Annotated in this window: 9 protein-coding genes; 1 reads left to right on the forward strand and 8 read right to left on the reverse strand. The window is 66.4% G+C overall.

The window, feature by feature from the left end; genetic code table 11:
* Positions 1–139: 139 nt before the first annotated feature.
* From BLS85_RS06310 to BLS85_RS06345, 8 genes are all read right to left on the reverse strand, one after another.
* Positions 140–1,030 carry a glycine zipper domain-containing protein gene (locus BLS85_RS06310; protein ID WP_092783874.1) on the reverse strand — a complete coding sequence of 297 codons (891 nt, stop codon included), beginning with the start codon at positions 1,028–1,030 and terminating at the stop codon, positions 140–142.
* A 321-nt stretch (positions 1,031–1,351) separates the two neighbouring features.
* A complete protein-coding gene (locus BLS85_RS06315; RefSeq protein ID WP_176793421.1) occupies positions 1,352–2,875 on the reverse strand; it encodes a DUF4384 domain-containing protein in 1,524 nt (507 codons plus the stop codon).
* Positions 2,876–3,402: 527 nt separating this feature from the next.
* Entirely contained in the window at positions 3,403–4,008 is a 606-nt protein-coding gene (gene wrbA / locus BLS85_RS06320; RefSeq protein ID WP_092783880.1) for an NAD(P)H:quinone oxidoreductase, read from the reverse strand.
* Positions 4,009–4,125: 117 nt separating this feature from the next.
* Positions 4,126–4,350, reverse strand: a complete 225-nt coding sequence (locus BLS85_RS06325; RefSeq protein WP_092783883.1) for a helix-turn-helix domain-containing protein — start codon at positions 4,348–4,350, stop codon at positions 4,126–4,128.
* 183 nt (positions 4,351–4,533) lie between these two features.
* On the reverse strand, positions 4,534–5,061 hold the full coding sequence (locus BLS85_RS06330; RefSeq protein ID WP_092783886.1) for a DUF2975 domain-containing protein: 528 nt from the start codon (positions 5,059–5,061) through the stop codon (positions 4,534–4,536).
* A gap of 207 nt (positions 5,062–5,268) precedes the next feature.
* Positions 5,269–8,799 (reverse strand): methionine synthase, encoded by a 3,531-nt coding sequence (metH, locus tag BLS85_RS06335; protein ID WP_092783889.1) that lies wholly within the window; start codon positions 8,797–8,799, stop codon positions 5,269–5,271.
* 130 nt (positions 8,800–8,929) lie between these two features.
* Positions 8,930–9,826: a methylenetetrahydrofolate reductase gene (metF, locus tag BLS85_RS06340; RefSeq protein WP_425438470.1), complete on the reverse strand. Its 897-nt coding sequence runs from the start codon at positions 9,824–9,826 to the stop codon at positions 8,930–8,932.
* Positions 9,827–9,870: 44 nt separating this feature from the next.
* On the reverse strand, positions 9,871–10,881 hold the full coding sequence (locus BLS85_RS06345) for an ArsR/SmtB family transcription factor (protein WP_245699104.1): 1,011 nt from the start codon (positions 10,879–10,881) through the stop codon (positions 9,871–9,873).
* 561 nt (positions 10,882–11,442) lie between these two features.
* Between BLS85_RS06345 and BLS85_RS06350 the strand changes: the two genes are divergently transcribed.
* On the forward strand, positions 11,443–12,093 hold the full coding sequence (locus BLS85_RS06350; RefSeq protein ID WP_092783895.1) for an MlaC/ttg2D family ABC transporter substrate-binding protein: 651 nt from the start codon (positions 11,443–11,445) through the stop codon (positions 12,091–12,093).
* The last annotated feature ends 7 nt before the right edge of the window (positions 12,094–12,100 follow it).

Raw genomic sequence — 12,100 nt, forward strand, 5'->3', positions numbered from 1 at the left:
CGCCGGTCGGGCGAACGACGGGAGACCACGGGACGCCCGACCGACATTCGGCCCGGCGCGCCCCGCGATCACGCCCCCATCGAACGGACACCGTGTCAACCCCTGTCCGCGAACGGTGTCCGGACGACGGTGGCAGGCTTCAGTTGGCGGTCGCCGAACAGGGCATGCAGGCCGGCGCCGCCGCCACCTCCGACAGGCCCGGCGAGGACAGCCAACTCGTGGAGAAGCCGCCAAATTCGGTCGTTTCCTGTTGCAGCGTCGCCAGTTCGGACACACTGTTTTCCACGGCCACGCTGCGTTTTTCCAGCGTGGTGTAGGTGCGACCGATCTCCTCCTGCTTCGGCTGGTTCGCCGCGCTCACCTGCACGGCCGGCTGGCTGGCCTGGCTCGACGCCGGCCGACGGCCCGGCAGCGCACCGACCTGGGAGGCCGCAACCTCGAAGTTGGCCTGGCGCGACGAGACATTCTTGTTGATGTCCCGCGCCACCCGCAGGTCCTCGTTCAGCTTCGTATTCAGTGTGGCCATGCGCGACCGCGCCGTTGCGGCGTCGATCAGACCGGCGTCGAAGTCAGCCTGGATGGCGTTCTTCTCCGCCGTGCGGCAGGCGATGAGCGCATCAAGAGCCTGCTGCGTGCGGGCCAGACGCTCGGCGTCGGACTCCATGTCGAGCAGGATGGTGCTCAGAAGTTCGGACTGGTTGCCCGATTGTTTCTGGACATAGTTGAAGTAGGCAGCACTGGCGCCGGTCACGGCTCCGCTCGCCGCCCCGATGGCCGCGCCGGTGCCGGCGTCTCCGCCCGTCGCCCAAGCCGTCAGAGCCCCAAGCGCGGCCCCCGCGGCGGCGCCGACCAGGACACCCTTGATCAGGTCATCCGCGAAGTAGTCCTGCTGCTCCAGCAGGTTGTCGCGCTGAACCTTGCATCGATCAGCCGAATAGTCGTAGCCGTACTTGTTGGTCGTCTGACAGGCCGACACAAGACTAGTGCTTACAATCGCGATCGCTGTATAGCGCAGCAGTTTGGCACGCATTTCATGTTCCCCCGGCAATGGAGACAATGTTGTGAATGGACAAAACGTCCCGCGATGAGCCCAACGACCCACGGATACATCTCTTCAGCGTGCTGCGTGCCGCCCTGACCGCCGGCGCGGAACACACAGGACTCGCCACCTCAATGACCACTTCGGGAACCCCTTTGGGCGTCCAGCCCGCAGCCGCCCTAGGTTGACCAACCCTAACTGGCGCGCAAGCCCATGGCAACGTCGCACGACGATATCGCCGTTGACCCCCGCGCCCCGTTTTCTGCCACGCCCGCGCCCGTTGGGGACCCGGCATTCCGGATGACTGCGGCCTCAAGGCATGATCTCGTAGCCGAGTTGCGTATACCCCCAGTTGAGAGGCCGGCCATTCACCTGCCGACTCCAGGACCCGACAAGCGATTCGGCCATTGCGTTCAGATAGTCTTGCGGATCCTCGATCACCGCGAGGTCCCGGTGCGCGACGAGCAGGTCGTCCGGTGCCACCTGTTCGGAGGCAAGGACGGCGACAAGATGCCCCTTGCCAAGCGGTTCGACGGCCCGAAACACAAAGTCGTACCGCTCGTCCGGAATGCGCACGGTCTGGCCCTGGCGCACGGCATTGTCCGCGCCGGTGAACGCGTTGGGGTACAACTGCGTGACTTGGCCGTTCGCGTTGATGTCGAGGACGATCAGGTACCCATCAATGGACGGCCGCGCCACAAAGGTCACCGTGTCGCCCTGACGGACCCGGCTTCCGGGTTCAATCCCCAGGAGAAGATCGGCCGTCGGCTTGCCCAGACCGTCGCCGAAGCCCGCCGCCGGGCTGGACGCCGCGTTGCCGGTGCGAAAATCCTGACCGAGCAGACCCTTGCTGGTCTCCAGCGTCGGCGTCAGGGTTGAGCACCCGCTGAACCCTTCGCAGAACTCCCGCGACACCGACTGCAGGTACGTCAGAACCTCGGCGTTGCTGATGATGCCGTTGCCATTGGTGTCGGCCTTGCCCTCACCGACCGCCTTGATGAGGCTGCGGGTAAAAATGCCCTGTGCCGGCGCCGTCGCTGGATCCACATAGGCGACCTCATGGGCCGCCGCCGCCGTGAACACCCGGACGGTCTTTGCGTCTTCCATCGGAATGAAGTTGTTGGCGTGGGCATCCGGAGGCAGAATATCGTCGCCGAGCGGGATCAAGCCCCGTGTGGTGCCGCGAAGACGTCTCAGGGCCGCGGCATTGCGGGCGACGGGCGTGGCGTCGTCGCCGTCGCCCGAACCGACGACGGCCCGCGTCACGGTGCCGGAATGGCACGAATCCACCAGCACCAGCGCTTGTCGGTCCGACAGACGGGCGAAGCGCTCCCGCAGGGTGTCATCCAGCAGCAGATTGGTGGGCTCCCCGCCGATGGCCATGCCGGTGTCCCACGGCACCAGAGCTTCGTCGCGACCATCCTCCTCGTCGCCATCCTGGTCCTTCGTCTCGGTTCCATGGCCGGAATAGGTGAAAAGGACCCGATCACCGGCTTCGGTTCCGGCGATCAGCCAGTCGTCGATGGCCGCCAGAATGCCGTCGTGCGTGGCCTCTTCGTTGAGGAGCAGCTTGACGTTCTCGGCGCTGTAGCCCAGGTGCTCCACGGCCAGAGTCTTCAGGTCGCGCGCATCGGCGAGCGAGGAGCCCGCCGGCAGGTTGAGCGACTCCATCTGGTACGTATCAATGGCAACGATCAGGGCACGATCAGCGGCCCAGGCTGACGGTGCGGCCGTCGCCACCACAAGCGCCGCGACCGCCGCACGGCCACAAACCTCGGTCAGGCCCAGCTTTGGCCTTTCCCGTCGACGGTGCCGCGAAGCCATGGTCGGGATCATGCCTGTGTCCGCTCCCTTCAGCGCGGCGTCCGGTTCGCCCGGACCCTGAACCCATATGAAATGATGAGCGGCAGCGCCGCCATCGCAAATTATGTCAAGGCCGCGCTTTCCTGTTCCTGGTGCGAGCCTTAACCCCGAAGGGACGGACATCAGGATCGAAAGCCCCCGGTGACCATCCCCGTTTCGGCCAGACGGATCCGGCCGCCCGAACCGCATCCGCGCGGCGATCCGGCCCCCTTGCCGCGCACAGGAACGCTATCATTGGCTGCGGAATTCGCAAGCGCTTTTCAACCCGAATGCGCGCCGTCACAGCGCCATCCCGGCCGACATCAGCCCGAACGGTCCCGATGGCGGCACGCGCCGCCCCTACACCCGGAAGGACTTCGCCTGCGGGTGCAGGATGACAATGGCGGAGGCGAACTGCTCCGGCACCAGTTCGTCCTCGTCGGTCAGGGACAGGCCGATGCGGTCGGCGATGAAACGGACCCGCCCGTTCCATCGCCGCCGTCGCCGGGAAGGGGAACCGGTCAGCCCTTCAGTTTCCGCGCCACGTCCGTCAGGTGTTTGGCCTGGAACCGCATCAGGTTCAGTTCCTTCTCGCTGGGCTGGCGGCTGCCGTCTCCGGCGGCGATGGTCCCCGCGCCGTAGCAGCTTCCGCCCCGAACCTCGCTGATATCGGTCAGTTCGGGGGCCGAATACGGCAGCCCGACGAAGACCATGCCGTGATGCACCAGGGTCGGGACCATCGACAGGACGGTGGTTTCGTTGCCGCTGCCGGTCCCGGTGGAGACGAACACGCCGGCCGGCTTGCCGACCAGCTTGCCCTCGGCCCACAGCGTGCCGGTCTGGTCGAAGAAATTGCGCATCTGCCCGGCCATGTTCCCAAAGCGGGTCGGCGTGCCGAACAGGAACCCGTCGTACTCAGCCAGTTCGCCCGGATCGGCCACCGGCGCCGTCTGGCTGGTCTTGGCGCCGAAGGACTGCAGCACGTCGTCGGGGATGTGCTCGGGCACCCGCTTCAGCACGGCCTCGGCGCCGTCCACCGCGTTGATGGCCTCGGCCGCCGTGCGGGCCAGGGTCTCGACATGGCCGAACATGGAATAGTACAGGACCAGGATCTTCACGTTGCTCATGGGGCTCTCCAACGGGAGGGACAGGAAACGGGCCGCCGTGCCCAAGCGGTCACAACGGCCCCTGCCTCCCGATATAAGCCTTGATCCTTCAAGGGCAATCGGACACCCGCCAAAGGCCTACGTCGGTGCGGGATCGTCATCCGGCTGCCACAAAAGGATGTCGCCCGGTTGACAGTCCAACGTGGCGCAGATGGCCTCCAACGTCGCAAATCGCACGCCTTTGACTTTGCCTGACTTCAGCAGGGACAGGTTCTGCTCGGTGATGCCAATGGCAGCCGCCAAGTCCCGCGATTTCATCTTTCGGCGCGCAAGCATGATATCCAGGGTCACGACAATGGGCACAATTCCGGATCCTGTTCTAGAGCGCGTTGCGTGCGCTCTGACTCACACAATGCGCTCTAATTATTTGATATTGAGCCAAATCGTCGTCGCGATCCGTTCCGGATCGCTCGGGATTTGCTCGAACTGCGGGGACGTGAACCGGCACCGCGCCCCGAGGCCGCTCCCCCGAAGCGGCCAACGGCCTCAAATGATGGTGGCCTGCTCTTCCCGAAGGAGGCGTCCCTCGTCCATGACCCGACCGATCACCATGAAGACGCTGCCAAGGATCAGCGTGCTGACCTGACCGTGGTCGACGGTAATTTCCAATATGCGCTGTCCCACCGGTGCCGTGATGGTGAGGATCAGCACAAGGAGTGTCGTGAGAACGACGGACGTCAGCGCGTACGCGATCAGCCCGAGCCCGAACTGACGCAGGGCCAGCACGTTTTCCCGTTCGAAGATTCGGCCCTGGCCGTACAACCCGAACAAGCGCCACAGCGCCGACAGCATCCAGACGCCGACCAACCCGCCCGCCGTCGCGACGGCCCCTCCGACCCATTGCTGCCAGACAGCCAGGGTCGCCGGCATATGCTCGCTCAGGGTCGAGGTCGTGCGCAGCCAGGCCGGTTCGCTCCAGAGGAGGGGAGGCACGGCGATAAACGCCACGATGCCCAAGGCGACAACCAGGCGGAGGGCGTGGCTCAGGCGGCGAATGTGATCCAGGTTGCGCATCTCGGCATCCTCTCTAGCGCGGGACTGCCGTCACGATGTCACGATATTTGCTGTTTTACAATAAATTTTTGCTCTTTTGAGATACATTCCCTCAGCGTCCCGCGGCATACCCACGCCGGGGGCATGGCCGCCCCCGGCCCGTCGTCCGCCACGGTCTGCGCGACGGAGGACGTGCGGACCAAGACCCACCTGTGATGGCGCCGGCTCTTACACCCGGAAGTACTTCGCCTGCGGGTGCAGGACGACGATGGCGGAGGTGGATTGCTCCGGCACCAACTCATCCTCGTCGGTCAGCGACAGGCCGATGCGGTCGGCCCCCAGCAGTTCCAGCAGGGCGTGCTGGTCGGCGAGGTTGGGACAGGCCGGGTAGCCGAACGAATACCGCGAGCCCCGGTACTCCTGCTTGAACAGGCCCTCGATCTCGCGGGAGTCTTCGCTGGCGTAGCCCAGTTCGCCGCGCATGCGCTTGTGGACCACCTCGGCCAGGGCCTCCGCCATCTCGACGCCGATGCCGTGGAGGTAGAGGTAGTCCTTGTAGCGATTGTCGCCGAACCACGCCCGCGCCACCTCGGACACCCGGTGGCCCATGGTCACCGCCTGCAACCCGATGACGTCACGCACCGGATCGCTGATGTCGCGGAAGAAGTCGGCGAGGCACAGCCCTCCCGACCGGTCCTGACGCGGGAAGGCGAAGCGCGCGACCTCGGTCGTTCCGTCCTCATCGAACAGCACCACGGAATCGCCGTCCGCCGCCGCCTTCCAGTAGCCGTAGACGGCCTGCGGCTTCAGGATATCCTCCTCCACACAGCGCCGCGCCATGTCGTGGAAGATCGGGCGCAACTCCTTCGCCGCCCACGCCTTCCAATCGGCCAGGGTGCGGCCGCTTTTCTTCATGCCCCACTGGAACTGATACAGCGTGTTCTCGTTGACGTAGGGCACCAGGGTCTTGACGGCGATGGAGGTCTCCAGCACCCGTGACCCCCAGAACGGCGGCTCGGGTGGCGTGATCCCCGAATGTAGTTCCTGTCGGCGCAGGCGGATTTCCTCGGCCTCCACCGGGCGGTTGGTGCGTTCGCGGGCCTCCGGCGGCACCTCCAGGACGTCGTCGTTGTTCGCCGCCTTGCGGCGCGACGGCCGGCCGGCGCGCTTGTCCTGAAGCTCCTCCAGATAGCCGTCGAAACTGCCTTCCATGACGTGGCTCATCAGGGTCAGGCCGTCGAAGGCATCACGGGCATAGGCCACGCGGCCCTGCCCGCCCTCATAAGCGGCCACGCAGTCCTGCTCGACGAACGCCCGCGTCAGCGCGGCACCGCCCAGGAACACCGGGATGTCCCAGCCCTCGCGCGACATCTCGACGAGGTTGTCCTTCATGATGACGGTGGACTTCACCAGCAGGCCGGACATGCCGATGGCGTCGGCCTTGTGCTCGCGCGCCGCCGACAGGATGTTGGCGATGGGCTGCTTGATGCCGATGTTGACGACCTTGTAGCCGTTGTTGGTGAGGATGATGTCGACGAGGTTCTTGCCGATGTCGTGGACGTCGCCCTTCACCGTGGCCAGGACCATGATTCCCTTTTCCTGCCCCTCGATCTTCTCCATGTGCGGCTCCAGATGAGCCACGGCCGTCTTCATGGTCTCGGCCGACTGGAGCACGAAGGGCAGCTGCATCTTGCCGGCACCGAACAGCTCGCCGACCACCTTCATGCCGCCCAGCAGAAACTCGTTGATGATCTTCAGGGGTTCGTGGGTCTGCATCGCCTCGTCGAGGTCGGCGTCGAGCCCCTGACGGTCGCCGTCGACGATGCGCTGTTTCAGGCGCTCCTCGACCGAGGCCGGGCGCTCCTTCTTCTTCTCGGTTTCGGCCGAGCGGTCCTGGAACAGGGCGATGAACGCCTGGAGCGGATCTTCCCCGCCCTCTTCCCGCTTGTCGTAGATCAGCGCTTCCGCCGCCTTCACCTCTTTTTCCGGGATGGCGTGCAGCGGCTTGATCTTGGCGACGTGGATGATCGCGCCGGTCATGCCGTGGCGGACCGCGTGGTCCAGAAACACCGAGTTCAGCACGTGCCGCGCCACCGCCTTCAGGCCGAAGGAGATGTTCGACAGCCCCAGCGCGATCTGGCACTCGGGCAGGGCCTCGCGGATCAGGCGGATGCCCTCCAGCGTCTCGATGCCCAGGCGGCGGTCGTCCTCGTTGCCGGTGCAGATGGTGAAGGTCAGCGGGTCGAACATCAGGTCGGAAGCCGGCAGGCCGTGCTGGTTCACGGCGAAGTCATAGAGCCGCTGGGCGATCTCCAGCTTCTTGTCGGCCGTCTTGGCCATGCCGTCCTCGTCGATGGTCAGGGCGATGACGGCGGCCCCGTGCTTGCAGGCCAGCTTGAGGCGCTCGGCCGCGATCTCCTCGCCGTCCTCGAAGTTGATCGAGTTGATGATCGGCTTGCCGCCGTAAAGCTTCAGCGCGGCTTCCAGCACCGGGGTTTCCGTGCTGTCGAACACCAACGGCGCGTTGACCTGCCCGCGCAGGCGGGTGATCACCTCGGTCATGTCGGAGAGTTCATTGCGGCCGACGAAGGCGGTGCAGACGTCCAGCGTGTGGCTGCCGTCCTTCACCTGATCGCGGGCGATGCCGACGATGGCATCCCAGTCCTCGGCGTCCTGGAGGTCGCGGAACTTCTTGGAGCCGTTGGCGTTGCAGCGCTCGCCGATGGACAGGATGGCGTTTTCCTGGCGCAGTTCCACCCGCCCATATAGCGACGCCACGGAGGGCACCCAGACCGTGGTGCGCGGCTGGGCGGCGGGGCGGTGGGCGCCCTCAGTTGCCGTCTCCCGCAGCATAGCGTCCACGGCGGTGATGTGCTCCGGCGTGGTGCCGCAACAACCGCCAACCAGATTGATCCGATCCTCGGCGATGAAGCGGCGGTGCCAGTCGGCCAGTTCGCGCGGGGTGAGCGGGTAGAAGGTGGCACCGTCGCGCAGTTCCGGCAGGCCGGCGTTGGGCTGGATGCTGATGCGGCCGGGCCAGTTCTCGGACAGCCAGCGCACGTGCTCGGCCATCTCCGCCGGCCCGGTGGCGCAGTTCAGGCCCATGGAGTCGACCCCCAGCGCCTGCGCCACCGTGGCGGCGGCGGCGATGTCGGCCCCCACCAGCAGGGTGCCGGTGGTCTCCACGGTCACCTGCAGGAAGATGGGCACATCGGGCCGGTTCTGGCTGATCCGCGCCGCCTTGGTGCCGTTGATGGCTGCCTTGAACTGCAACGGGTCCTGGCAGGTCTCGACCAGCACGCCGTCGCAACCGCCGGCGACCAGCCCCTCGGCCTGGGTGGTGAAGGACGCCTCCAGGCTGTCGTAGTCGATGTGCCCCAGGCTGGGCAGCTTGGTGCCCGGCCCGATGGAACCCAGCACGAAGCGGCGGCGGTCATCCGAAAAGGTCTCCGCCGCCTCCCGCGCCAGTTCCACGCCACGCTTGTTGATCTCGAAGGCTTTGTCCTGAAGCTCGAACTCGGCCAGCGTGATGGGCGAACCGCCGAAGGTGTTGGTCTGCACCACGTCCGCGCCGGCCGCGTAGTACTGGCGGTGGATGTCGCGCACCACATCCGGGCGGGACAGGCTGAGGACCTCGGTGCAGTTCTCCTTGCCCCAAAAATCCTCGTCCAGGGACAGGGGAAGCGCCTGCACCAGCGAGCCCATGCCGCCGTCGCACAACAGAACATGCCGGGAGAGATGGTCGAGAAAGTCGCTCATGGATGCCGCCTGTGGACTTGGGGAACGAATCGTAGGTTGGGGTGAGGCTCGAAGTGCCGAACCCCAACAGCGCCGTCAGGTGTTGGGGTTGGGGTTCGCTTCGCTTACCCCAACCTGCGGCAAGGTGTTTCTATGCCTCCGCCATGGCGGGAGACGGCACGGGCTCTGGCGGGCGCACCCCCAGCACGTGACAGATCGCGTAGGTCAGGTCCGCCCGGTTCAGGGTGTAGAAGTGGAACTGGTCGGCGCCCGCCGCCGCCAGCGCCCGGCACTGCTGGGCGGCGACCATCGCGGCCACCAGCTTGCGGGTGTCCGGGTCGTCGTCAAGCCCGGCGAAGGTCTCGGCCATCCACTGGGGAATGCTGGCGCCGCACATGCCGGCGAACTTGGTGACGGTGGCGAAGTTGCTGACCGGCAGAATGCCCGGCACGATCGGCACCGTGATGCCGGCGGCGGCGGCGCGGTCGCGGAACCGGTTGAACACGTCGACGTCGAAGAAAAACTGGGTGATGGCCCGCGTCGCCCCGGCGTCGACCTTGCGTTTCAGCGCGTCCAGGTCGGCCTCGGGGCTGGCGGCCTCCGGGTGCGGTTCCGGATAGGCGGCCACGCTGATCTCGAAGTCGGCCACCTTCTTCAGGCCCTCGACCAGATCGGCGGCGAAGGCATAGCCCCCCGGCGTGGGGCGATAGACCCCGTCGCTTTCCGGCGAATCGCCGCGCAGGGCGACGATATGGCGGATGCCGGCGTCCCAGTACCGCCGCGCCACGTCGTCCACCTGCTCGCGGGTGGCGTCCACGCAGGTCAGGTGCGCCGCCGCCTTCAGGGTCGTCTCGCGGGCGATGCGCGCCACCGTGTCGTGGGTGCGCTCGCGGGTCGAGCCGCCGGCCCCGTAGGTGACGGACACGAACTGCGGACCCAGGGGCTCCAGGCGTTTGACGGCGGCCCACAGGCTCTCGGCCATCTTGTCCGTCTTGGGCGGGAAGAACTCGAACGAGACCTTCACGTCGTCGGGCAGGCGGCTGCACAACGGCAGGGCAGAGACGAGATCGCTGGTGGTACGGGGATCGAGAGTCACGCGGCGTGCTCCTTGCCTGGGGAGTCTTCGGTTGTGTCGGTGGTTGTGTCGGTCGGGGTGGACGCGCCCTCCGGGCGACGGGCAAGCCAGAGGGTCACGGTCAGCGCGCCGCCGGGCAGATCAAGGATCTGCTCCACCGTCAGGCCGGCGTCTGCGCACCAGCCGGCCACGTCGTCATGGGAGAACCCGAGTCGGCGGTGCTGATGGCGCTCGCGCAGGTCCTCAAGGTCGTGCGGCGCGAAATCGACGATGGCCAGCCGCCCGCCGGGCCGCAACACGCGGGCGCATTCGCGCACCGCCTCGGCCGGACGTTCCAGATAATGCAGCACCTGATGGACGGTCACGGCGTCGCGCGACCCGTCGTCACAGGGCAAATGATACAGGTCGCCCAGCCGCGCCTGACAGTGGGCGGCGTCGGCGGCCTGAAGGTTGGCGCGAGCCACCGACAGCATTTCCCGGGACATATCGATGCCCAGGCCCTCGCGAATGTAAGGGGCGTACAGCCCGAGCATGCGGCCGGTGCCGGTGCCCACATCCAGCAGATCACGCACCGAAGCGAGCGGCAGCAGATCCAGCAGGGCCTGCTCCACGCGGGCCTCGTCCACATGCAGACGGCGCAGGTCGTCCCACTGGGCGGCATTGGCGCGGAAGTAGCTCTGCGCGGCCTCCGCGCGGGCGCGCAGGATCTCGGCGTGCCGGTCCCGGTCGCGGGCCAGCATGGCATCATCGTCCGGCAGCAGCGCGGTGATGGCCTGGGCCACGGTGGCACCGGCACCGCGCCCGGCGAGACGGTAGAACACCCAGGAACCCTCGCGGACCCGCTCCAACAGACCGGAGTCGCACATGACCTTCAGATGCCGCGACACGCGCGGCTGACTGAGACCAAGAATGGCCACCATGTCGGTCACCGTTAGTTCCCCCCGGGCGCACAGAGCCAGAAGCCGCAGGCGGGTTTCCTCGCCCGCCGCGCGCAGCCCACCCAGCACCTGCTCCATGGTCCCGTTCATCCGTCGATGCGATCCCGTCCAGGCCAGCCGCAGAACTCTGTCGTCCCCGCCTGCATCCACATATAAACATATCTTTATATGAACACAAGGCGGATCGCGCCGAAGCGCCGCCGCCCCGCGCCAGCAGGTCTCATTTTGGCCGCGCGGCCTCCGAAGTGAACGGCTGGGCGCCCCAGGCGCGGGCCTGACTCCCTCCCCTGGATAGGGGAGGGCTGGGGTGGGGTGGGGTTGAAAAAAGGCCTGCGGGATTGATGCGGCAAGCGGGGTCCGTGCGGACATCGCCTCGCTCCCCTCCCAACCTCCCCCCGAAGGGGGGGAGGAGAACAGGCCGGCACCGGCCGCAACCGGTGTTCTCCCTCCATCCTGAGAATTGCTGGCCCCGCGCGCGCCCCGTGGATTCAAGCGGCAATCCATGCTAGCCAAAAGCCATCATCACCGAATCCTCTCAGTCTATTCCAAGTCCGGCCCCGATTGGACGATAGGCTGAAGGGTGGTTCAGCACCGGCATGCACCGGCACACGACCGCACGGCGGTCCCCCCGCCCCAACGAACGAGAGCGCCATGACATCGATTCCGTTGACGTTTCGCCTCACGGACTGGCTGCGGACAGCCCTCCTGACTGTGGCCCTGATCCTGGCGGCGCCGGCCGCCGGCCTCGCGGCGGACATGCCCGACGAACCCGACGCCTTTCTGATGGCCGTGTCCGACCGGGCCATTGAGGAAATCCTGCAACCCGATATTTCGACGGAAGCCCGGATCGAGAAGTTCGAAGCGTTGCTGGAGGACGCCTTCGACCTTGAGGCCGTCGGCCGATTCGTGGTGGGGCGGGCCTGGCGCTCCGCGACGGATGAGGAGCGCGAGCGCTTCCTGAAGCTCTTCAAGGACTTCAATGTCTTCAACTGGGGCAGCCGATTCGATGATTACGGCGGCCAGCGTCTGCACGTCACCAACGTGATCCCTGACGGCGACAAGGGGCATTTCGTCGAGACCAGGATCGGCGATCAGGACGGCAAGCCCTTCGTCGTGACCTGGCGTCTGCGCAAACGGGACGAGGGCCTGCGTATCGTCGATATCTCGGTCGAAGGCATCTGGATGTCCCAGACGTGGCGCTCCGAATATGCGTCGGTGCTGAAGGAAACCGGCGGGCTGGACGGCCTGAACGACACGCTGGAACAGCGCGTGGCCGAAATGCGGGAAAAGACGGAACTGTGATGGCGCA

The sequence above is a fragment of the Rhodospira trueperi genome, from assembly GCF_900101965.1.
In the GTDB taxonomy this organism is placed as follows: Bacteria; Pseudomonadota; Alphaproteobacteria; order Rhodospirillales; family Rhodospirillaceae; genus Rhodospira; species Rhodospira trueperi.

Excerpts from the sequence above, each read along its gene's own strand:
- BLS85_RS06310 (WP_092783874.1), bottom strand. The coding sequence starts at position 1,030 with ATGCGTGCCAAACTGCTGCGCTATACAGCGATCGCGATTGTAAGCACT.
- BLS85_RS06315 (WP_176793421.1), bottom strand. The coding sequence starts at position 2,875 with ATGATCCCGACCATGGCTTCGCGGCACCGTCGACGGGAAAGGCCAAAG.
- wrbA (WP_092783880.1), bottom strand. The coding sequence starts at position 4,008 with ATGAGCAACGTGAAGATCCTGGTCCTGTACTATTCCATGTTCGGCCAT.
- BLS85_RS06330 (WP_092783886.1), bottom strand. The coding sequence starts at position 5,061 with ATGCGCAACCTGGATCACATTCGCCGCCTGAGCCACGCCCTCCGCCTG.
- metH (WP_092783889.1), bottom strand. The coding sequence starts at position 8,799 with ATGAGCGACTTTCTCGACCATCTCTCCCGGCATGTTCTGTTGTGCGAC.
- BLS85_RS06345 (WP_245699104.1), bottom strand. The coding sequence starts at position 10,881 with ATGAACGGGACCATGGAGCAGGTGCTGGGTGGGCTGCGCGCGGCGGGC.
- BLS85_RS06350 (WP_092783895.1), top strand. The coding sequence starts at position 11,443 with ATGACATCGATTCCGTTGACGTTTCGCCTCACGGACTGGCTGCGGACA.